The 21,436-nt window shown below is 71.2% G+C and carries 17 protein-coding genes; 6 read left to right on the forward strand and 11 right to left on the reverse strand.

Annotation, left to right across the window (positions count from 1 at the left end; all coding sequences use genetic code 11):
• Complete coding sequence (locus tag ACFU97_RS14530; protein ID WP_384255503.1) at positions 1 to 1,083, forward strand: serine hydrolase domain-containing protein; 1,083 nt, start codon at positions 1 to 3, stop codon at positions 1,081 to 1,083.
• On the opposite strand, the gene ACFU97_RS14535 is transcribed toward ACFU97_RS14530, so the two are convergent.
• The 7 genes from ACFU97_RS14535 to ACFU97_RS14565 all read right to left on the reverse strand — a co-directional run bounded on the left by ACFU97_RS14535 (position 1,042) and on the right by ACFU97_RS14565 (position 10,835).
• Positions 1,042 to 1,728, reverse strand: a complete 687-nt coding sequence (locus ACFU97_RS14535) for a nucleotidyltransferase domain-containing protein (protein ID WP_384255505.1) — start codon at positions 1,726 to 1,728, stop codon at positions 1,042 to 1,044. The genes ACFU97_RS14530 and ACFU97_RS14535 overlap by 42 nt on opposite strands.
• A gap of 74 nt (positions 1,729 to 1,802) precedes the next feature.
• Entirely contained in the window at positions 1,803 to 5,021 is a 3,219-nt protein-coding gene (locus ACFU97_RS14540) for a TIM-barrel domain-containing protein (protein ID WP_384255973.1), read from the reverse strand.
• Positions 5,022 to 5,077: 56 nt separating this feature from the next.
• Positions 5,078 to 6,109: an ABC transporter permease gene (locus ACFU97_RS14545; protein ID WP_384255508.1), complete on the reverse strand. Its 1,032-nt coding sequence runs from the start codon at positions 6,107 to 6,109 to the stop codon at positions 5,078 to 5,080.
• A complete protein-coding gene (locus tag ACFU97_RS14550; protein ID WP_384255510.1) occupies positions 6,106 to 7,068 on the reverse strand; it encodes an ABC transporter permease in 963 nt (320 codons plus the stop codon). The genes ACFU97_RS14545 and ACFU97_RS14550 overlap by 4 nt, the downstream gene beginning before the upstream one ends.
• Positions 7,061 to 8,578, reverse strand: coding sequence for a sugar ABC transporter ATP-binding protein (locus tag ACFU97_RS14555; protein ID WP_384255513.1), 1,518 nt, complete (start codon positions 8,576 to 8,578; stop codon positions 7,061 to 7,063). Before ACFU97_RS14555 ends, ACFU97_RS14550 begins: the two co-directional genes overlap by 8 nt.
• Before the next feature lies 1 nt (position 8,579).
• Positions 8,580 to 9,677: an ABC transporter substrate-binding protein gene (locus tag ACFU97_RS14560; RefSeq protein WP_384255515.1), complete on the reverse strand. Its 1,098-nt coding sequence runs from the start codon at positions 9,675 to 9,677 to the stop codon at positions 8,580 to 8,582.
• A gap of 144 nt (positions 9,678 to 9,821) precedes the next feature.
• The gene (locus ACFU97_RS14565) at positions 9,822 to 10,835 is read right to left on the reverse strand and encodes a LacI family DNA-binding transcriptional regulator (RefSeq protein ID WP_384255517.1); all 1,014 of its coding nucleotides are present in this window, start codon (positions 10,833 to 10,835) and stop codon (positions 9,822 to 9,824) included.
• A 164-nt stretch (positions 10,836 to 10,999) separates the two neighbouring features.
• On the opposite strand from ACFU97_RS14565, the gene ACFU97_RS14570 reads away from it, so the two are divergent.
• A complete protein-coding gene (locus ACFU97_RS14570) occupies positions 11,000 to 13,609 on the forward strand; it encodes a PA14 domain-containing protein (RefSeq protein ID WP_384255975.1) in 2,610 nt (869 codons plus the stop codon).
• Positions 13,610 to 13,733: 124 nt separating this feature from the next.
• On the opposite strand, the gene ACFU97_RS14575 is transcribed toward ACFU97_RS14570, so the two are convergent.
• Positions 13,734 to 14,165, reverse strand: coding sequence for a VOC family protein (locus ACFU97_RS14575; RefSeq protein WP_384255520.1), 432 nt, complete (start codon positions 14,163 to 14,165; stop codon positions 13,734 to 13,736).
• A 98-nt stretch (positions 14,166 to 14,263) separates the two neighbouring features.
• Here ACFU97_RS14575 and ACFU97_RS14580 point away from each other — a divergent pair, with 98 nt between their 5' ends.
• Together ACFU97_RS14580 and ACFU97_RS14585 are read left to right on the forward strand one after the other, a co-directional pair.
• Complete coding sequence (locus ACFU97_RS14580; protein ID WP_384255523.1) at positions 14,264 to 14,932, forward strand: GntR family transcriptional regulator; 669 nt, start codon at positions 14,264 to 14,266, stop codon at positions 14,930 to 14,932.
• A 52-nt stretch (positions 14,933 to 14,984) separates the two neighbouring features.
• A complete protein-coding gene (locus ACFU97_RS14585; protein ID WP_384255525.1) occupies positions 14,985 to 15,704 on the forward strand; it encodes an HpcH/HpaI aldolase/citrate lyase family protein in 720 nt (239 codons plus the stop codon).
• Between the two features lie 93 nt (positions 15,705 to 15,797).
• On the opposite strand, the gene ACFU97_RS14590 is transcribed toward ACFU97_RS14585, so the two are convergent.
• The 3 genes from ACFU97_RS14590 to ACFU97_RS14600 all read right to left on the reverse strand — a co-directional run bounded on the left by ACFU97_RS14590 (position 15,798) and on the right by ACFU97_RS14600 (position 19,137).
• On the reverse strand, positions 15,798 to 16,805 hold the full coding sequence (locus ACFU97_RS14590) for a TAXI family TRAP transporter solute-binding subunit (protein WP_384255528.1): 1,008 nt from the start codon (positions 16,803 to 16,805) through the stop codon (positions 15,798 to 15,800).
• A gap of 262 nt (positions 16,806 to 17,067) precedes the next feature.
• Entirely contained in the window at positions 17,068 to 18,471 is a 1,404-nt protein-coding gene (locus tag ACFU97_RS14595; RefSeq protein ID WP_384255530.1) for an ATP-binding protein, read from the reverse strand.
• A 3-nt stretch (positions 18,472 to 18,474) separates the two neighbouring features.
• Positions 18,475 to 19,137 carry a response regulator transcription factor gene (locus tag ACFU97_RS14600; RefSeq protein ID WP_384255532.1) on the reverse strand — a complete coding sequence of 221 codons (663 nt, stop codon included), beginning with the start codon at positions 19,135 to 19,137 and terminating at the stop codon, positions 18,475 to 18,477.
• A gap of 175 nt (positions 19,138 to 19,312) precedes the next feature.
• Here ACFU97_RS14600 and ACFU97_RS14605 point away from each other — a divergent pair, with 175 nt between their 5' ends.
• Together ACFU97_RS14605 and ACFU97_RS14610 are read left to right on the forward strand one after the other, a co-directional pair.
• Positions 19,313 to 20,338: an amidohydrolase family protein gene (locus ACFU97_RS14605; protein WP_384255535.1), complete on the forward strand. Its 1,026-nt coding sequence runs from the start codon at positions 19,313 to 19,315 to the stop codon at positions 20,336 to 20,338.
• Positions 20,339 to 20,502: 164 nt separating this feature from the next.
• Positions 20,503 to 21,432, forward strand: coding sequence for an amidohydrolase family protein (locus ACFU97_RS14610; protein ID WP_384255537.1), 930 nt, complete (start codon positions 20,503 to 20,505; stop codon positions 21,430 to 21,432).
• Positions 21,433 to 21,436: the final 4 nt, after the last annotated feature.

Raw genomic sequence — 21,436 nt, forward strand, 5'->3', positions numbered from 1 at the left:
ATGCCCACCTTGCAGCGGAAGGTCCAAGGCGTCGTCGACGAACTCGTCGACACCGGAGCCGAGACCGGCTTGCAGGTCGCCGTCTTCCAGCGGGGTGCTCTCGTGGTCGACGCCGTCGCCGGCGTCGCCGACAGCCGGTCCGGGCGCGGGGTCACCCCGGGGACCCCCTTCTTCAGCTTCTCCGCGGGCAAGGTCATGACGTCGTTGATCGCTCACCTGCTCGTCGGGACCGGTGCCGTCGGGTACGACACCCCCGTGGTCGACCTCTGGCCGGAGTTCGGTGCGCACGGCAAGGCGACCGCGACGCTTCGGCACGTGCTCACGCACTCGGGCGGCGTGCCCGGGATGCCCCGGGACATCGGCCCCGCCGACCTCACCGACTGGACGCGGGTCTGCTCCGCGCTCGCGGACGCCGAACCGCGGTGGCGGCCCGGGACCGAAACGGGGTACCACTCGTACACCTACGGCTTCCTCGTCGGCGAGACGGCCCGCCGGGTCACGGGCAAGCCGATGCGGCAACTGCTGCACGAGTGGGTCGCCGTGCCCCTGGGCCTCGACGGTGAGCTGTACTTCGGAGTGCCCCGGACGGAACTGCCCCGGCTGGCACGCCTCGAAGATGCCGCGCCGCTCCCGGCGGCCCCACCTGATGCCGATTCGCTTCTCGCGCCTTGGGAACGGCAACCGACCGCGGCGATGGGAAACGACCACGAGATCCTGGAGGCGGACATCCCGTCGGTAGGCACCTTCACGGCGCGGGGCATCGCCGCCATGAACGCCGCGCTCCTCGACGGGCGGCTCCTCGGGGCGGATCAGCTCGAGGAGTTGACGGCGGTGGCCTTCGAGGGCACCGACCAGGTTTTCGGCAACCCGGTGCGCCTGAGCCTGGGTTATCCCCTCGGCCGCATCGGCGCTCCGCCGGACGAAGCGCCGACCGCGTTCGGCTGGATCGGTGGCGGCGGCAGCTACGTCTACGCCGACCCGTCCACCGGCGTCTCCTTCGCCCTGGCCAAGACCCGCCTCACCCCCCACTTCGACACGGCCCTACGTCTCGCGGACCTGACCGCGGACGAGGCCGGCAGGTGAGGCCGGCTGCCGCGACAGCTCCGCCCGCCATGGGTGCCCGGGATGCACGCGCTCCAGCCACCCGCTCAGCCGCTCCCGCCGCGCCCGGTCCAGCAGCGGCAGCACCCCGGCGAAGTCCGCCTCGTCCTTGGGCCGCGGCTCCTTCGCCTTGAAAAGGAGCACCAACTCCGGTGCCAGATATGGGATTTCATCGTCCGACCGCTCGATGATCTCCTCGTACGGCAGGCGCAAAGTCTCGTCCCGTCGGCAGATCCACGTGGTGCCGTCGTGCGGTTCGCGGAAGGTGTCCAGCAGGAAGTGGCCTGTTGCCGGGTCGCGGAGCCAGGTCTGGTGCGTGGCCGCCAGAGGCCCGGGGCCCGCCTCCGCCCAGATGCGCCCCGAACCGACCGCGTCCCAGGCGTACTCCGGGAAGCGGTCCCGTACCTCGGCGAAGTCCGCCGCGGGCACCGCGATCTCCAGATCACCGTGCGGCCGGGTCTGCGCTCCACGGAACAGGTCCAGCGCCCAGCCCGCCGCCACGCACCACGGTGCACGGAGCCCGGCCAACCGCTCCGCAGCCTGCTCCGGTCGCCAGGCGTGCGCCCACCGGGCCTCCAGTTCGCCCGCGTCCAGTACGGCGCCGCCGGGTGGCAGGATGTCGGTCATCGGGACAACGTAGCCAAAGGGGGGCCTGCGCGTTCACCCATGCGCGGGCCCCCCTTCGCCACTCCCCCAGCCTGTCACTCGTACGCGATGCTCACCGCGCTGCGGATGCTGTGCGAGGGCATGGTGATCCGCAGGACGTGGGCGTCGGCGTCCCAGTGCCACGCCGATGCGGTCAACTTCGCGCCGTCCGTGGTGACTTGCCTCGGCGCGTGTTCCACTCCGAGGAACGAGACCGTCCATGTGCGGTGGCTCGTCTGCCCCCGGAAGGTGCCCTTCGTGGGTGCGATGGTCAGCTGGTGCGCGTTCTTGTGTTCGGTGTAGCGGAGGCGCGTGGTGGCGTTGCGCCCGGACGTGCTCGTGCCGTCGTCCTCGTAGAGGGTGCAGGCGCCGGACGCTCCCGGTGCCACCGTCACGCCGGCCTTGCTCAGCGGGCTCTGCGCGTCGTTCGGCACGTCGCCCGACCGGGTCGTGACGATGCCGCCCGCTCGGACGAACACCGGCATGGTGTCGAGGGTGGTGGTGATGTCGTACGTGGCTCCGCCCGCAGGGGCGTCGTAGGTGCGGCCGGTGAAGTAGTCCGTCCATCGGCCCGGCGGGAACCACACCGAGGTGGTGGCGCTGGTACCGGGCTTGGTGACCGGGGCGACCAGCATGTCGGGGCCGTAGAGGTACTCGCTGTCGGCCTTGGTGTAGGCGGTCTCCTCCTCCGGGTACTGCAGGTACAGCGGGCGCACGATCGGGGTTCCGGTGGTGCTGGCCTGCTGCGCCAGGGTGTAGGTGTACGGCACGAGCGACTCGCGCAGGCGCAGGAACTTCTCGGCGGACTTCTGCGCGTCGGCGCCGTACTGCCACGGCAGGCGGTCGCTGTGGTTGCTGTGCAGGCGGTCGATGGGCTGGAAGGTGCCGAACTGCACCCAGCGGGCGTACAGGTCGTCGGGCAGCTTGGTGGTGCGGTGGGTCTGGCCGCCGGAGGTGTACGTCTCCGCGCCCGGGATGCCGTATCCGTCGTTGTGGCCGCCGATGTCATGGCTGACGTTGGACAGGCCGGTGGCCGCGGACTCCCCCGGTGTGTAGCCGATCTCGGCGTGCAGGGTGCCCCAGTTCGACGTCGTGTCGCCGGAGAAGTGGAGGGTGCTGCGCTTGTCGGCCCAGGGGCCGGTGGGCAGGCCGACGCCGCCGCTGTAGCCGCCGGCCTGGAGGGAGCCGTAGGCGCGGGACAGGACGAAGCCGCGGTCGCTGGTCTCGGAGGTGAGGTCGGCGTACTTCTGGTTGATCCACGCGTCCGGGGTGACGCCCGGCTGCGAGGAGCGGGAGGCGTCGCAGCACCAGTCCAGCCACCAGAAGTCGTTGCCCGCCCGGTCCATCGGCCGGTGCAGGTCGAGGTAGGCCTTGAGCTGGTCCGGGTCGCCGAAGTCGAAGGTGTAGCAGTCCGAGCCCGCGCTGCCCGCGCAACCGCCCTTGCGCAGCTTGCCCTTGGCGGTGCTCTGGGCCTTCGCGAACTGCGGGTCGGAGCCGAGGATGCTCGGGTGCACGTTCAGGGTGTTGTGCAGTCCCTGGCTCGTGGACCAGTCGAAGAAGCCCTTGGGGTCGGGGAACTTGGCCGGGTCGAAGTTCCAGCCGCTCCAGGTGTTGGGCGACTTGAAGTCGGTGTCCGTGACCAGCACGTCCAGGGGTACGTCCGCGGCGCGGAACGCGGGCAGGATGGTGTTCTCGTAGTCGCTCGCGGTGCGGTCGATGTACTCCGAGTACCAGACGCCGTAGGCCCAGCGGGGCAGCAGTTGTGACGGCCCGGTCAGGGTCGCGAGGTCCGACAGGCCCTGCTGGTAGTCGTGTCCGAAGCCGAAGAGGTATCCGTCCTGGTAGGGGCGGCCGGCGTGGGCGGGGCGCGCCGTCGCCTTCTTCGTGGCGGTGTCGTAGATCGCGGACGGGGTGTCGTCGAGCAGGTACCAGCCGTCGCGGTTCAGGAGCCCGGGTGTGGTCCAGGGGGTGGGGTCGTTGTCGCCGTTGAGGCCGTCCAGGCTGCGCCGGTAGCCGCCCAGGGCCAGGTGGGGTGCGGGGGCCGTCTCGCCCTGCCGGCTCAGCGCGAGGGTGTCCACGTTGACGTGGCAGCTGGTGGACTCCGGGCAGGTCAGGGCGACTTCGTTCGTGCCGGCCTTCAACTCGATGGGCACGGCGGCCGATTGCCAGGTGTCCCAGTTGTCGGTAGCCGGGAGGGTGAGGCTGCGCGAGGCGCCGGTGCCGGTGGCGACCTCCATCGTGCGGGACTGGTGCAGGCCGTCGCTGCCCGTCCCGTTGGCGTAGCGCAGGTTCAGCACGTACGTGCCGTCCGCGGGTACGCCCGTGATGCGGTCCGAGATGCCGGAGCCCTGGTTGAGCTCGGCGGTGAACCCGTAGCCGGCGTGGTTCTTGTGGTCGGTGGCGACGGTCGCGGAGCCTGCCAGGAGGGCGTCCTCGGCCTCGCAACTGGTGCCGAAGCGGCAGCCGTCGACCGTGCTCTGCGTCCGGGAGGGGTAGGTGGCTCCCGTGGTCAGCAGGGCGAGGCTGTCGATGTTGACGCTTCCGGAGTCGGCTGCGGTGCGGTGCAGCCGCACGGTGTGCGGGCCGGCGCCGAGCGTCAGCGGCAGGCGGGCGACGCCCCAGGTGTTCCAGTCCGCCGTCGCGGGCAGCGTGAACGTCCTGTCGGCGCCGCCGTCCACGCCGAGGCTGAGCGTGCGGGCCTCGTGGTGGCCGTCGCTGCCGACGGCATTGGCATAGCGGACGGCGAGGTCGTAGGTGCCGGCCGCCGGTGACGTGACGTCCGCCGACAGAGAGTTGTTGTCGGCCTCGAAGCCGGCGAGGAAGCCCTTGCCCGTGAACCCGCTGTGGTCGGAGGCGAGGCCGGGGCCGTCGTACTGCTGGTCCTCCGCCTCGCACAGGGCGCCGACGGCGCACACGTCGTGCTGCCAGGGCGCCGCGAGCACCGGTGCCGCGCCCGCCTTGAACGACGTGGTCAGGTTGCCGGCGTCGAAGGGTCCTGAGCCGACGCGGTAGCGCAGGGTCATGGCGCTGGTGGTGATGGTCAGGACGCCGTCGTCGACGGACGAGGTGTAGGGCGGCGGGGTGAAGGCGTCCCGGCCGATCGCGTTGAAGGTGGGCCGGTCCTCGAAGTGGCCGTCGCCGGCGTACTCGGTCCGGATCAGCGTCGGGGACAGGACCTCGAAGCGGGCGTCCTGCACCGTCACCGTCGCGGTGCGGGGCTTGTGGTGCGCGGTGTCCGCGGCCGCGGCACCGGGGCCGGCCAGGCACAGCCCCATCACCGCACCGGACGCGACAACAGCCGCCGTACGGCGGGATCTGGACGAGAAGGGTCTCACAGCACTCTCCGTCTCCGGCCCAGCCATGTCTGGGCGACGACCACCACGGCCAGAAAGGCACCGCTGACGACCTGCTGGTACGCGGAGTCGAGCGAGCCGATCTGGTTGATCACGTTCTGGATGACCTTCAGCAGCATCACACCCACCAGCGAGCCGCTGATGAAGCCGAAGCCGCCGCTGAGCAGGGTGCCGCCGATGACGACGGCCGAGATCGCCTCCAGCTCCATACCGGAGCCGAGGATGGTCACGCCGGACTCCAGCCAGGCCGCGTTGAGCGCGCCGGCGAGTCCGGCGCACAGGCCCGACAGGGTGTAGACGGAGATCTTCGTACGGGCCACGGGGGCGCCCATCAGGGCTCCCGCGTCCTCGTTGCCGCCGACGGCGTACACGTACTGCCCGAACCTCGTGCGACGCAGCACGACGGCGCCGAGCACGAACAGCGCCACAGTGATCCACACGGGCACGCCGATGCCGAGCAGGGAGCCCTGCCCGAGGGTGGCGAAGAAGGAGTCCTTGTCGACGAGATACGTCGTCGAGCCCTCGTCGGTGATGGCCAGCAGAATGCCCCGGGCGCCCAGCATCGCCGCCAGCGTGACGATGAACGGCGCCAGCCGGACGCGTGCGATGAGCAGCCCGTTGACCAGGCCGATCAGTCCGCACACGGCCAGCGGCAGCAGCAGCGCCACGACGGTGCCGTACTGCGAGCCCCACGCGGCGAGCACACCGCCGAGGGCGAACAGGGAGCCGACCGACAGATCGATGCCGCCGGTGATGATCACGAAGGTCATGCCGAGGGCGACCACCGCGAGGAACGCCGAGGACAGCGCCATGTTCTCGAGGTTGTCGCCGGTCAGGAAGGTGTCGAAGCTCAGCGACGCCACGGCCATGGCGATCACGAGGGTGACCAGGGCGCCGTGCTGCTGGGCGAGCGCGCTCAGCCGCTCGGAGCGGTTCGGGCGCGCGGGATCGTCGTCCTCGGCGCCCACGGTGTCCGCCGGCATGCCGGCCTCTTCGGTGTGCGTGGTCATCTCCTGCCTCGTTCCCGGGCCGCGTAGACGGCGAGGACGATCACCACGGCCTGGGCGATCTGGGTCCACGACGGCGGCAGATCGTGCTTGATGAGCGTGGTGGTCAGCAGCTGGATGAGGACGGCGCCCGCGACGGTGCCGCCGATGCGCACCCGTCCGCCGCTGAGCGGGGTGCCGCCGACGACCACGGCGGTGATCGCGGACAGCTCCATCAGGGTGCCGAGGGAGGTGGGGTCGCTCGCGGTGAGGCGGGCGGTGGCGAGGACGCCGGCGATCGCGGCGAGGGCGCCGGAGCAGACGTAGACGACGACCAGGACCCGGCGGACCGGGAGGCCGGCGAGGCGGGCGGCCGGGCGGCTGTCGCCGATGGCCAGCACCTGACGCCCGAAGGTGGTGCGGCGCACCACGAACGCGACCAGCAGGGCGAGGGCCGCGGCGATGAGGACCAGGTAGGGCACGCCGAGGACGTCGCCGGAGCCGAGTGAGGCGAGGCCGGGGTCGCGTACGTCCTTCAGCTGGGGCAGCAGGACGAGGGCCAGTCCGCGTCCGGCGACCATCAGGGCGAGGGTGGCGACGATGGGCTGGACGCCGACGAAGGCGATGAGCGCGCCGTTGGCGACGCCGACGACGATGCCGCCGATCACCGCGACCAGGGCGGCGATCCAGGCGCCGTAGCCGAGGTAGAGCGAGAGGAGGGAGGTGGACAGGGCCATCACCGAGCCCACCGACAGGTCGACGCCCTCGGTGCCGATCGCCAGGGCCATGCCGAGGGCGACGATGAGCACCGGGGCCACCTGGACGGCCTGGGTGCGGAAGTTGGCCGCGGAGACGAAGTGCGGGGTGAAGGCGAAGTTGAACAGCAGCAGCACCAGGACGCCGGCGTAGACGCCGTAGTCCTGGAGCAGGCGCAGCAGCCGGTCGCGGTCCAACGTGCCGCGGGCGACGGTGAGTTCAGCCATCCTTGCCTCCAGCGGGTACGGCCGCGATGGCGCGCATGAGCGCGTCCTCGGTGACGGCGTCGCCGGTCAGCTCGCGGACGACGGCGCCGTCCTTGAGGACCACCACGCGGTCGCTGCCCTCGATCAGTTCCTCGGTGTCGGAGGAGATCAGCAGCACGGCGAGGCCGTCGTCGGCGAGTTCGTCGATGAGTGCCTGCACCTCCGCCTTGGCGCCGACGTCGATGCCGCGGGTGGGCTCGTCCAGCAGCAGCACCTTGGGGTGCAGGGCGAGCCAGCGGGCCAGCAGCACCTTCTGCTGGTTGCCGCCGGAGAGTTCGCCGACCTTCTGGTGCGGGCCGGCGGCCTTGATCCGCAGCCGTTTCATGAACGTCTCCACGATCTTGTCGATGCGGGAGTCGTCGACGAGGCCGAAGCGGGACAGTCCGGGCAGCGCGGCGAGCGCGATGTTCTCGCGCACCGACAGTCCGGGCACGATGCCCTCGGCCTTGCGGTCCTCGGGCAGCAGGCTGATGCCGGCGCGGATGGCGGCGGCGGTCGAGCCCGCGCGGACCGGGACGCCGGCGACGACCACGCGGCCGGTGTCCGTGGGCAGCGCCCCGGCGATGGCCTTCGCGGTCTCGCTGCGACCGGAGCCCAGCAGCCCTCCCAGGCCCACGACTTCACCAGGACGAATCGACAGGGACACGTCCCGCAGCCGGTGACCGACCGTCAGCTCCTGGGCCCGCAGCACCGGTTCGGCGGCGGTGTCGTGCGAGCCGGAGAACTTGGTCATGCCCTCCGCGCGCACCTCGCCGATCTCGCGGCCGAGCATCATCGCCACCAGCTTGAGCCGGTCGAGGCCGGCGAGCGGTCCGGTGTGCACCAGGCGGCCGTCGCGCAGGACGGTGACCGTGTCGCAGATCTCGTAGAGCTCGTCCATGCGGTGGCTGACGTACATGACCGCGACGCCGCGCTCGCGCAACATGCGGATGACCCCGAACAGGGTCTGGACCTCCCGGGGTTCGAGGGAGGAGGTCGGCTCGTCCATGATGACGACGCGGGCGTCGACGGCGACGGCGCGGGCGAGGGCGACCATCTGCTGGGCGCCGACGCCGAGTTCGCGCAGTGGCCGGCGCACGTCGACCCGGATGCCGAGTCCGCGCAGGGCCTCGTCGGCCTCGCGGTGCATGCGCCGGAAGTCGATCAGGCCGAACCGGCCGAGGGGTTCGCGGCCCAGGAACAGGTTGCGGGCCACGCTCATCAGCGGGACGAGGTTGACCTCCTGGTAGATGGTCGAGATGCCCGCCTGCTGGGCCTGCAGGGGGGTGGTGAAGCGGACCGGTTCGCCGTCGTACGTCACCTCGCCGGCGTCGGGCCGGTAGACGCCGGTGAGCAGCTTGATGAGCGTCGACTTGCCCGCGCCGTTCTCGCCGACGAGTGCGTGCACCTCCCCGGCGCGCGCGGTGAAGTCCACGTCGGACAGCGCGCGCACGCCGGGGAAGGTCTTGGACAGGTGGGTGACCGAGAGCACGTCAGTAGGCCTTGGCGAGGTCCGACTGGGCGTTGCTCTTGGCGTAGGAGCTGTCCTTGATAACGATGTCCTGGCCCACCTTGTCGCCCTTGGTGAAGGTGTCGAGGGTCTGGAAGGCGAGCGGCCCGAAGCGCGGGTTGGACTCGATCACGCCGTAGATCCAGCCGTCGACGATGCCCTGTACGGCGTTGCGGGTGCCGTCGATGGTCACGATCTTGACGTCGCCGGGCTTCTTGCCCGCACCCTTGAGGGCGTTGACGGCGCCGAGGCCCATCTCGTCGTTCTCGGCGTAGATGCCGGTGATGCCGGGCTTGGACTGGATGAGGTTCTCGGTGACCGACTGGCCCTTCTCGCGGGCGAATTCGCCGGTCTGCCTGAACACGATCTTCAGACCGGGGGCCTTCTCCTTGATGCGGTCCTCGAAGCCCTTGGTGCGCTCGGTGGTGACGTTGTTGCCGGCCGCGCCGAGCAGAATCGCGATCTCGCCCTTGCCGCCGGTCGCCTCGATCATGGAGTCGGCGGCCCGCTTGCCCTGTTCCACGAAGTCGGAGCCGATGAAGCTCACGTAGTCCTTGCAGGCGGTGGCGTTGATCTTGCGGTCGATGGTCACGATCGGGATGTGCTTGGCGGCCGCGGTGCGCAGCACCGGTTCCCAGCCGTCGGAGTTGAGCGGCGCGATGACCAGCAGGTTCGCACCCTTGGCGATGAGGTCCTGCACGTCGCTGATCTGCTTGGAGAACTGCGACTGGGCGTTGGCGGTGAGCAGCTTCACCCCCCGCTTCTGGGCCTCTGCCTTGATGGAGGCGGTCTCCGCGATCCGGAAGGGGTTGGCCTCCTTCTCGGACTGGGAGAAGCCGACGGTGGCGCCCTTGAGGTCGAGCTTCTGGCCGCCGTAGGCGTCGATGGTGCAGGTCGGCCCCGACCCGGTGCTGGGCGAGGCGACCACCTGGCCGGCGTCGTCCTGCTTCGAGGCGGAGGTCTTCTTGCCCGAGTCGTCCTCGGACTTGGTGCATCCGGTCGCGAGCGCGAGGCTCGTCACGAGGCCGGCGGCGAGGAGGGTTCGTGCGGAGGTGCGACGGACAAGTGCGGTGGGCTTCATGGGTGTCCCCAAACGGCGCGGGCCCCGGGAGGTGAGAGCGCTCTCGGGGAGGCTGGCTCTTGCGGTCAACTCGGCGTGCACGTCGTTCGGGGAGGTTTTTACATCGTTGGAAGGGGCGTGTAAAGCCTTCCGTCCGAAATCTCGTCACCGTCGGCCGAGAGTGCTCTCCCGCTCAACTAGCTCGAAATCAGCCGTGAGTTCGCGCCCACCAGGCTCCTCGCGGCCCGACAGGCTGCGCAGAAGCGAGCCGACGGCCATCTTCGCGATCGCCTGCTTGTCCGGCGAGACCGTCGTCAGCGTGACGGCGCCGAACCTCCCCTCCGCGATGTCGTCGAACCCCACCACCGCCACGTCCCAGGGCACCCGCAGACCCCGCTCGTGCAGCACCCGCATCGCCCCGATCGCGATCAGGTCGTTGAAGGCGAAGACGGCGTCCGGGCGCACCCCGGCGTCGAGCAACTCGGCCATCGCGCGCGCCCCGTCGTCCCGGTCCCAGCCGCCCACCGGCACCACCAGGCTGTCCGGCGCGGGCACCCCGGCCTCCGCCAACTCCGCGCGCCAGCCGTCCAGTCGCAGGTGGGCGGGCCGGTTCACGGAGTCGGTGCGCACACCGAGGTAGGCGATCCGGGTCCGGCCGCGGCCGAGCAGATGGCGCACCGCGCAGCGCGCCGCGGCCACGTTGTCGATCGCGATGTGGTCGAAGGGCAGGTCGTACTCGCGCTCGCCGAGCAGCACCAGCGGCACGTCGTCGGAGCGGCCCTGCAGATCCTCGGCCTCCAGGGCCAGCGGGCTGAGGATCAGCCCGTCGATCACCCGGCCGCGGAAGCCCTGGCTGACCAGAATCTCCTGCTCGCGCTCGCCGCGGGTGTGGTCGAGCAGAACGGTGAACTCGTGCTCGGCCGCCGCGTCGATCACGGCGCCGGCCAGCTCGGCGAAGTAGGGGTTGCCGAGTTCGGGAACGGCCAGCGCGATGATCCCCGTACGGCCCTTGCGCAGATGGCGCGCGGTCAGGTTCGGCCGGTAGCCGAGCTCGTCGATCGCCGCCTGCACACGGGACCGCATCCCCGGTGTGACGTGCGGATAGTTGTTCACAACGTTGGACACGGTCTTGATCGAAACGCCCGCGCGTTCCGCCACGTCCTTCAGGCTGACCCGCAAGGGATCTCCTCAGCGTCGATGGGTGCCTCGTCCACGAGGCTTCGTCATGCCCCCTGGACAGCGGCCGGGAGCCGTGCTCTCATGCCAACTGCCGTTCCTTCCAACGTTGTACAGACTGAAGCAACGAGCCGCCACCCTTCCTCAGCCAAGGAGGATTCGTGCGCATCAGCCCCGTCCACAGACCCATCCGTCAACGCCTCGCCCTGCTGCTCGCCGCGGCACTGGGGGCCGCGGGCCTCGCCGCGGCCCCCGCCGCGACCGCGGCCGACGACCCCGTGGAGGTCCACGGCCTGAAGGGCGAGTACTACACCCAGTCCGCCCCCGGCGCCTTCGATTTCGACCAGCTCAAAGCCACCGGTTTCGATCCGAACCTCGACTTCGACACCCTGGAGCCGCGCCTCAACTTCGCCACCGGGCAGTCGGACGACGTGAGCGTCCGCTGGACCGGCAAGATCGTCCCGGAGAAGACCGGGCCCACCACCTTCTCGATCATCGGCGACAACGGCTTCCGGCTGTGGGTCGACGGGAAGATGGTGATCGACCACTGGGTCGACGACTGGGACCGTGAACAGACCGGCACACCGGTCGACTTGACCGCCGGCAAGGCCTACGACATCAAGGTCGAGTACTTCGAGCACTACGGAGGCTCCAACCTCCACCTGCGCTGGACCCCGCCCGGCGGCACCAAGACCGCCGTACCGCAGTCGGCCTTCCGGCTGCCCGACGGATGGGCCTACGACGGCGCCATCTCCACCACCGTCCTGGCGAGCGGCCGCACCCTCAAGCTCGACTTCGCACAGCCGCTCGGCGCGCCGCCGGCCGGTCTGAGCAGCCACTTCGACGCCGTGATCGGCGGCGCCACCTGGCCCCTGGGCGACGCGAAGCCGGATCCGGCCAACCCCCGGACCCTGCTCGTCGCGCTGAAGGAACCCGTCGTCGGCAACAAGACCGGCACCGCGCCGGGCCTCGCCGACGTCCGCTACGACGGCAAGGGCGGCCTGACCGGCACGGACGGCAACGTTGTCAGCACCTTCTGGAGCAGCGGAGCCAACAAGTCCACCTACGAGCTGCGCACCAAGTGGGCCGACCAGGTCTCCCCGCGCAACGCCCATCCCGAGTACCCGCGGCCGCAGTTGACCCGTGCGTCCTGGCAGAACCTCAACGGCTCCTGGCAGTTCGCCGCCGCCAAGGCGGGAGAGCAGCCGCCGGTGGGCAGGAACCTCGGCGAGAAGATCCTCGTCCCCTACCCGGTCGAGTCCCAGCTGTCGGGGATCGAACGGCACGAGGACCGCATGTGGTACCGGCGCACCTTCACCGTGCCGCCCGGCTGGAAGGTCGGCTCCGGCAAGCGGCTCCAGCTGAACTTCGGCGCGGTGGACTGGCAGTCCGAGGTGTACGTCAACGGCACCAAGGTCGCCGAACACAAGGGCGGCTACGACAAGTTCAGCGCCGACATCACCGACGCGCTGAAGCCCGGACGTACCCAGGAGCTGATCGTCGGCGTCTACGACCCGACTGACGCGGCGAACGGCGAGAACCCGCCGATCGGCAAGCAGCGTCTGGACCCCAGCGGCATCTGGTACACGCCGACCTCCGGCATCTGGCAGACGGTGTGGATGGAGCCGGTCGCCGCCGACCATGTCGACCAGCTCAAGCTCACCCCGGACGTGGCCGCCGGCACGCTCACCGTCGAACCGCAGGGCGTGCGCGCCGGGTTGCCGGTCACGGCGACGGCCTACGAAGGCAAGCGCAAGGTGGCCACGGTCACCGGCCGCAGCGGCGCACCCCTGACCCTGCACCTGCGCAAGCCGCACCTGTGGTCGCCCGACGACCCCTTCCTCTACGACCTCAAGGTCACCGTCGGGGCCGACCACGTCGGCAGCTACTTCGGTATGCGCTCCATCAAGGTCGAGAAGATCGACGGCGTTCCACGCACCGTCCTGAACGGCAAGCCGATCTTCATGATGGCCACGCTCGACCAGGGCTTCTGGCCGGACGGCCTGTACACGGCCCCGACCGACGAGGCCCTCGCCCACGACCTGAAGATGCACAAGAACATGGGCTTCAACTCGGTGCGCAAGCACATCAAGGTCGAGCCCGACCGCTGGTTCTACTGGGCGGACAAGCTGGGTCTGATGGTGTGGCAGGACATGCCGGCGATGACGGCCGGCGTGAACCCGTCCACCGCGGCCCGCGCCGAGTACGAGCGTGAGATGAAGCAGATGATCGACGAGCACATCAGCAGCCCGTCGGTCGTCATGTGGGTCACCTTCAACGAAGGCTGGGGCCAGTACGACATGGCCCGCATCGCCGACCAGGCCAAGTCCTGGGACCCGACCCGGCTGGTGAACTCCATGTCCGGGATCAACCTCGGGGCCGACGGCGGCACCGGCGACATCATCGACGAGCACGGCTATCCCAGCCCCGCCCTGCCACCGAACCCGGACGGCAAACGCGCTCTGGTCAGCGGTGAGTACGGCGGCCTGGGGCTCGCGGTGCCCGGGCACGCCTGGTCGGTGCAGCAGTCGTACGTGGACGTCGATCCCTCGACCTACACGGACGACTACCTGGCCAAGCTCGCCGAGGTGCACGCGCTGGCCTGCAAGGGCGGCAACGGCGCGGTCTACACCCAGATATCGGACGTCGAGGGCGAGCTCAACGGCCTGATGACCTACGACCGCAAGGTGGTCAAGCCGGACGTCAAGCGGCTCAAGGCGGCCCAGCAGGCGCTGATCTCCGACGCCTCCCGGGCCACTCCGGCGGGCTGCGCCTGACCTCGGCCGGCACCCGGCGCACGCCTCCCCGCGGGGCGTCGGGTGGCCTGTACTGAGCCGGTTGTTCCAGAAAGGTGCGGTCCGTTCGTCCGAGCCACGGGCGGGCGGGCCGCACGACCGCCGGTCAGGCGGCGAAGACCTGCGAGTCGTCGGCGAAGGCCTTGAACTCCAGGGCGTTGCCGGCCGGATCGTGGAGGAACATCGTCCACTGCTCGCCCTTCTGGCCCTCGAAGCGGACGTAGGGCTCGATGACGAACTCGGTGCCCGCCGCGCGCAACCGGTCGGCGAGTTTGTGGAATTCGGGGACGGTCAGGATCAGTCCGAAGTGCGGCACCGGGACGTCGTGGCCGTCGACCGGGTTGTGGACGCGCTGTCCGCGTCCCGGGGCGAGATGGGTGACGAACTGGTGGCCGTGCAGGTTCCAGTCCACCCACCTGTCCGCGCTGCGCCCCTCCTCCAGGCCCAGCACCTCGCCGTAGAACCGGCGGGCGGCGGCCAAGTCGTCGACGGGCATGGCGAGATGGAAGCGAGGGATCGGGGAGTCGAGAACGGTCATGGGATGCCTTCCTGCTCGGTCCTGTGCCGCCATTGTCGCCATGTTGACATTGGAGGCGAACCGAATGTTAACATTCCGACATTGAGGAGGTGAAGGCGATGAGCGAGCGGGGACGGGTGACTCCCGCCCGGCGCCGGGGCCTGGCCGACGAGGTCGCCGACCGTATTCGCGAGGCCATCTTCGACGGCACGTACGAGCCGGGCGCGCAGTTGCGCGAGGTGGAGCTGTCCGGCGACATGGACGTCAGCCGCGGCCCGGTCCGCGAAGCCCTTCGCCTGCTGGAGCGCGAGGGGCTGGTCCACTGCGCCTGGCACCGCGGCACGACGGTGACCTCGCTGTCCGCCGACGACGTGGCCGAACTGGACAGCCTGCGCGGCGCGTTGGAGGACCTGGCCGTCCGCGAGGCGATCGCGCGCGCCTCGGACGAGGACCTCGCCTCCATCGCGAAGACGGCCCACCTGATGGAACGGGCCGGCGACGCGCACGAGATGGTGCGCTGCGACATCGCCTTCCACGACGCGGTGTTCGCCGCAGCGGGCCACCGGCGCCTCGCCGACGCCTGGGACGGCATCCGCTGCCAGGTGCACCTGTTCCTGCTGACCCGCATCGGACGCAGCACCGAGGGCTACCTCGACCGCATCCCGCGCGAGCACCGCGAACTCGTCGGCGCGTTGCACGCCCGCGACACCGACACGGCCCTGGCGCTCTTCGCCGCACACCGACGCCTCGCCGTCGACGTCATCTCCGCTTCCCCGGAGCCGAGTTGAGCGGCGCGCACCACTTCCCGGACGTACAACCGGCACACGAGGAGACACCAGCGTGACCCGAACGACGACGTGGACTCCGACCTCGGCCACCGGGGTGTGGTCGCTCCTGGGCGCCGCCGCCGCGGAGGCCGTCAGCCACGGCCGCCCCGGCTGGATCGGGCTCGACGCCCAACACGGCTTCTACGACGACCGGTCGATGCGCGACACGCTGCATGCCGTCACAGGGGTCGACGTGCTGGTACGGGTGCGCTCGCTCGACGCGGGCGAGATCGGCCGCGCGCTGGACGCCGGCGCGCGCGGGGTCATCATCCCGATGATCGAGAGTGCCGAGTCCGCCGCGCGGGCGGCGGCCGCCGTGCGCTATCCCCCGATCGGCAGCCGCAGTTGGGGACCGTTCGCCCCGTACTGGGGCCGCGCGGAGGTCGGCGTCGAGGAGGCCAACCGCCAAGTGGTCTGCGGCGTCATGGTCGAGACCCGCCTCGGCCTCGACAACGTCGAGGAGATCGCCGCGACGCCCGGAGTCGACATGGTCTTCGTCGGCCCCTACGACCTCGCCCTGTCCCTCGGCGTCGCACTCGACGATCTCATCGCGGGCGGCAAGGGGGAACTCCGGTCGATCGTCTCCGCGTGCCGCGCGAACGACGTCGTCCCGGGCGTGTACGCGGGCAGCCCCGCACGCGCCCGGCAGCTCGCCGAGGCGGGGTTCGAGGTGGTGGCGGCCCGGTCGGACCGGGATCTGCTGATCGACGGGGTGGCCAGTCTTCTTTCCTAGCTCCGCGCGAATTTCCCAGCTCCGCACGAACTCATGGCGATGATCGTTGCCGCCGGACCGAGGGGCGGTCTCTGCGGTGACGGCATGCGAAGCTCAGCCGTGCAGCTCCCGGTACGCCGCGATCGCTCCGGGATGCAGCGCGATGCTCCCCGTGCCGATCAGGCTGCGGACGTCGAGGAACTGGGCTCCGACCGCGCTGCCGGGCACGAGTTCGCCGGCGCGCTGGACCAGCAGGCGCGTGATCGCCTCGGCCACGCCGGTGTCCAGGTCGGGGCGGCACACCAGCAGGTTGGAGACTCCGACGGTGGCGACGCCGGCGGCCGTGCGGTACGCGGTCTCCGGGAAGGTCACCTCTTCCAGGCCCGAGGCGGCCAGTCCTTCGGTGCCCCCGGTTCCACCCCCGCGTCGCGGCAGCAGATCGGTGAGCGGCAGGAACCGTAGACCCGGATCGTCGTCGAGTTCGGTGAGGGTGGGCAGGGGGACGCCGCCGGCCACGAGCAGGCCCTCGATGGTTCCCGCCCGGACGGCGTCGGCCGCGGCGGCCAGCCGCAGGTGGCGTACCGGGACGTCGGTCCCGGGCGTCAGACCCGCGGCGCGCAGCAGCCGTTCGCCGAGCTCGGCCGCCCCGGAGCCTACGGCGCCCAGGGAGACGGTGTGCCCGGCCAGGCCGGAGACCGAGTACACGGTGGAGTCCGCGCGGACGGCGAACTGCAGGTAGGTCTCGTACAGCCGGCCGAGCGCGCGCAGCGGCACCGGATGCGGGAAGAGGGTGGTGCCCTGGGCCTGGCGTGCGGTGTCGGTGAGGACGAGCGCGAGGTCGACGTGGCCGTCGCGCAGCAGCTCCAGGTTGGTGACGCTGCCCGCGGTGGTGCGGATACGGCAGCTCAGGCCCGGGTACGCCGCTTCGATCTCGGTGGCGAGGAGGCGCCCGAAGGCGGCGTAGAACGCCGTGGGCTCCCCGGTCGCCAGGCGAAGCACGCCGCTGGGCCCGATGCTCTGCCGCGAGACATCACCGTCGAGGGCACCCCCGAGCGCCGCCGAGGCGGCCACCCCGACGGCGGCCCGCATGGCGGTACGGCGGCTGACCGCACGACCGCTCATCGCGCACCCCCGTCCACCCGCGGGGCGGAACGGCGGCTGCCCCTGGCGCACCGCCATCGACCCGCACCCTGGTACCGCGATCGGCGGTCTGGCCGGTCATCGCGCACCCCTCGCCGCCCCGCAGGGCGGAACGGCGGATGAACCCGACGCCGGTCATCGCCCCCCGTCGACCCGCGGACCGGAACAGCGGCTGACCCCGCGCCCGCCCATCGCGCACCCCCGTCCACCCGCGGAGCGGAACGGCGGCTGACCCCGCGCCCGCTCATCGCGCACCCCCGTCCCCCACGCCCCGCGGCACGTACGCTCTCGCACGCAAGCCCCGCGGTCGTGCCCGGCGGAGTTCCAGGCGGCCTCCTCGGCCGGTCAGGAGTTGCTGGGCGATCGCCAGGCCCAGGCCCGTGCCCGTGGTTCCGCTCTGGCGGGACGAGCGCCAGAAGCGTTCCGTGGCCTGGGTCAGCTCCTCGGGTGCGAGGCCCGGGCCGTTGTCCGTCACCGTGAGGACCGCCCAGGGGCCGTCGGCGGTGCAGGAGAGGGTGATCTCGGCGCCCTCTCCGGCGTACTTGATCGCGTTGTCCAGCAGGATGTCCGTGATCTGGGCGAGTTCACGCTCCGTGCAGACCGCCGGGACGGGGGCGTCGGCCTCGGTGGTGAGGCGGATGCCGGCGCGCTCGGCGACCGGCTGCCAGAGCCGGTGCTGGGTCAGGGCGACCTCGGCGGCGTCGCAGCGCGCATCCACGTCGTCGGTCACCGTCAGCTCACCGGCACGGTGCTCCGCGGTGGCGAGGGCGAGCATGTCGTCCAGCAGGGTCTCCAGCCGGTCGAGTTCGGTGGTGACCCCGGTGTAGGTGCGCTCGGCGGAGGCGGGCAGATGGGTGTGCAGCGCGTCCACCCGCAGCCGTAGCGCGGCCATCGGGTTGCGCATCTGGTGGGAGGTGTCGGCGACGAGCCGGCCCTGCTGCTCCAGCGCCGCCATGACGGTGCGCGCCATGCGGTTGAACCCGGTGGCCAGCTGACGCAGTTCGGGCGGGCCGGAGGCAGGGGTCTGGTCGGGCGGCAGACCCGCGGCCAGCCGTCCGACGGCCCGGTCCAGGCGGCGCAGCGGGCTGACCACCCAGCGGGTCGCGGCGCGGGCGAGGGCGGTGCAGGCCAGCGCGACCAGCGCCGTGCCGGCGAGAACGGCGGCCCAGCGTCTGGTGACGTCCGCCGAGGCCGTCGTCACCGAGGCGCGCAGGACGACGGCCCCGGTGACCTGGGTGCCGGTGCCGGCGGGCTCGGCGAACATCCGGTGCCCCCGCGACCAGGGGCGCAGCGCCCCCGCGGGGCGGGCGCTCTGATTGCGCAGGGCCGCGTCGATCAGCCGGGCCACGGCGGGCTGGTCGGCCCGCATGCCGCCGGTCTGCACGACGGGGCTGCGCCGCAGGTCGGTCACGACGAGCGGTTCGCCGTAGAGCTGCGTGTAGCGGCGCGCCTCCGCGACGACCTGGGAGGTGTCGCCGGTCCTGGCCGCCTGGTCCATGAGGGAGGCGAAGCGGTCGAGGTCGGAGCTACGGGCGAGGACCAGCTGCTGGGTGCGGTCCGAGGCGGTGAACAGCAGCAGCGGGATGGCGAAGGCCGCCGTCGCGAGGATGCCGAACAGCAGCAGGACGGCTTGTACCCGGGTCCGCACGGCTCAGTCCCCGAAGCGGTAGCCGAAGCCGCGGATCGTGGTGAGCAGCTCGGGGCGGCCCAGCTTGGCGCGCAGCTGGGTGAGGTGGACGTCGAGGGAGCGGGAGGTGGCGTGGCGGGCGTCGCCCCACACCTCGTCCAGGAGCTGCTCGCGGCTGACGGCCGTGCCCGCGCGCCGGGCCAGCACCGCGAGGACGTCGAACTCCTTGGCGGTCAGCTCGACCTCCGCCCGGTCCACCCGGACCCGCCGGGCGTCCAGGTCGATCTCCACGCCACCGGCCCGGACGACCCGCGCACCGGCAGCGGGGTCCTTCGCCCGTGTACGCCGGGTGACGGCGTCGATACGGGCGAGCAGCTCGGTCAGCCGTACCGGCTTGACCAGGTAGTCGTCGGCGCCGAGCCGCAGCCCGCGCACCACCGAGCGCTCGTCGCCGCGCGCCGTGAGGATCACGACCGGCAGGTCGCTCACCGCGCGGAGCGTGCGCAGCACCTCCAGGCCGTCGATGTCGGGCAGGCCCAGGTCGAGGAGGAGCAGGTCGGCGCTGCGGTGGTAGGTCATGACGTCCTTGCCGCGGCTGAGGCGCCGGGTGTCGTGTCCGTGGTCGTAGAGGACCTCCACGAGGGCCGCCGCGACCCCGTCGTCGTCCTCGGCCAGCAGCAGCTGCATGTGCCCACCTCCTTTCGCCCGTGGTCCCCGCTGCCGAATGTAGACCACGAGGTCAGGAGGGGGTCGCCAATGTTAAGCGGAGGTTAGTTCCGTGCCAGGGCGGCTCCCGGCGCCCGTGGCGCGGAGCCAGGCTGCACCGGTCAGCGACGACGTACGACCGCGAATGGGTGCAGCAATGATCATCGACTGCCACGGCCACTACACGACCGCGCCGCCGGCCCTGGCCGCCTGGCGGGAGCGGCAGATCGCCGGGCTCGCCGATCCGGCCGCCGCCCCCGTCCCCGCGGATCTGCGCATCGGCGATGACGAGCTGCGCGAGACGATCGAGGCGAACCAGCTGCGGATGATGGACGAGCGCGGCATCGACCTGACGGTCTTCTCGCCGCGCGCCTCCTTCATGGCACACCACATCGGCGGTTTCGAGACGTCCGCCGAGTGGGCGTCGATCTGCAACGAACTCTGCCACCGCGTCAGCCGGCTGTACCCGGAGCGCTTCGTCCCGGCCGCGATGCTGCCCCAGTCGCCCGGCGTCGACCCCGCCACCTGCCTGCCCGAACTCGCCCGTTGTGTCGAGGAGTTGGGTGCGGTCGCGGTCAACCTGAACCCGGACCCCTCCGGGGGCCGGTGGACCGCCCCGCCGCTCACCGACCGGTCCTGGTACCCGGTCTACGAGAAGCTGGTCGAGTACGACGTCCCGGCCATGGTGCACGTCAGCACGAGCGTCAACGCGGCGTTCCACACCACCGGCGCTCACTATCTCAACGCCGACACCACGGCGTTCATGCAGCTCGTGCAGGGCGATCTGTTCACGGACTTCCCGACGCTGCGGCTGATCATCCCGCACGGCGGCGGGGCTGTGCCGTACCACTGGGGCCGCTTCCGGGGGCTCGCGATGGCGCTCGGCAAGCCGGAGCTGGAGGAACACGTCCTCGGCAACGTCTTCTTCGACACCTGCGTCTACCACCAGCCGGGCATCGACCTGCTCCTCGGCGTCGTCCCCACCCGCAACATCCTCTTCGCCTCGGAGATGATCGGCGCCGTCCGCGACATCGACCCGTGCACCGGCCACCACTTCGACGACACCCGCCGCTACGTCGAGAAGGCCGGCCTGAGCACGGAGGACCTGGCCGCGATCCAGGAACACAACGCCCGCGCCGTGTACCCGCGCCTGGACGCCCTGCTCAGGCGTCAGGGCCGCTGATCCACGACCGCCGGAGCCGCTGAGCCGTGTGCGCCCGGGCCACTGAACCACGAGCGCCGGAGCCGCTGACCCGCGCCCCTCGGAGGCGCCGACCCCACGCCTCTCAGGGCCGCCGACCCTCGAGCACCAGAGCCGCTGATCCACCCACCCCGTCAGGAGAACCCGTGCCCACCGCTGTCCCCAACTCCCCTGTCACACCCGGCTGGTTGGACTGGCATCCGAACCCGTCCAAGCCGACCTTCGCGCTGCCGGCCGGGACGGTCGACACCCACTGCCACATCTTCGGCCCGCAGGCCGTCTTCCCCTTCGCGCCGGAGCGCAAGTACACGCCCTGCGACGCGAGCAAGGACCAACTCTTCGCGCTGCGCGACCACTTGGGCATCGCCCGGAACGTCATCGTGCAGGCCACCTGCCACGGCGCGGACAACACCGCGATGGTCGACGCCCTGCAGGCGTCCGGCGGGCGGGCCCGCGGCATCGCGACCGTCCGCCCGGACATCGGCGAGCGCGAACTGCGCGCCCTGGACGCGGCGGGCGTACGGGGCGTGCGCTTCAACTTCGTACGGCGGCTGGTCGATTCCTCGCCCGAGGACGACCTGAGCCTGATCGCGAAGAAGATCGCCCCGCTCGGCTGGCACATCGTCCTGTACTTCGAGAGCGCCGACCTGCCCGACCTGGAGGACTTCTTCGCCTCGCTGCCCACTCCCCTGGTGATCGACCACATGGGCCGGCCGGACGTGACCCGGCCCGCGGACGGACCGGAGTTCTCCCGCTTCCTGCGCTTCGTCGCGGCGAACGACGTCTGGGTGAAGGTGACCTGCCCCGAGCGCCTGAGCGTGACCGGCCCGGCCGCGCTGAACGGTGAGCGCCATCCGTACGCCGACGTCGTCCCCTTCGCCCGCCGCGCCGTCGAGGAGTTCCCCGACCGCGTGCTGTGGGGCACCGACTGGCCCCACCCCAACCTCACCGACCACATGCCCGACGACGGGCTCCTGGTCGACCGGATTCCGCAGATCGCGGTCACCGCCGAAGAGCAACGGCGGCTGCTCGTGGACAACCCGATGCGCCTGTACTGGCCGAACGAGAAGGTCTGATCCC

Origin of the sequence: Streptomyces sp. NPDC057616, from assembly GCF_042800575.1 — a bacterium.
Classification (GTDB): domain Bacteria; phylum Actinomycetota; class Actinomycetes; order Streptomycetales; family Streptomycetaceae; genus Streptomyces.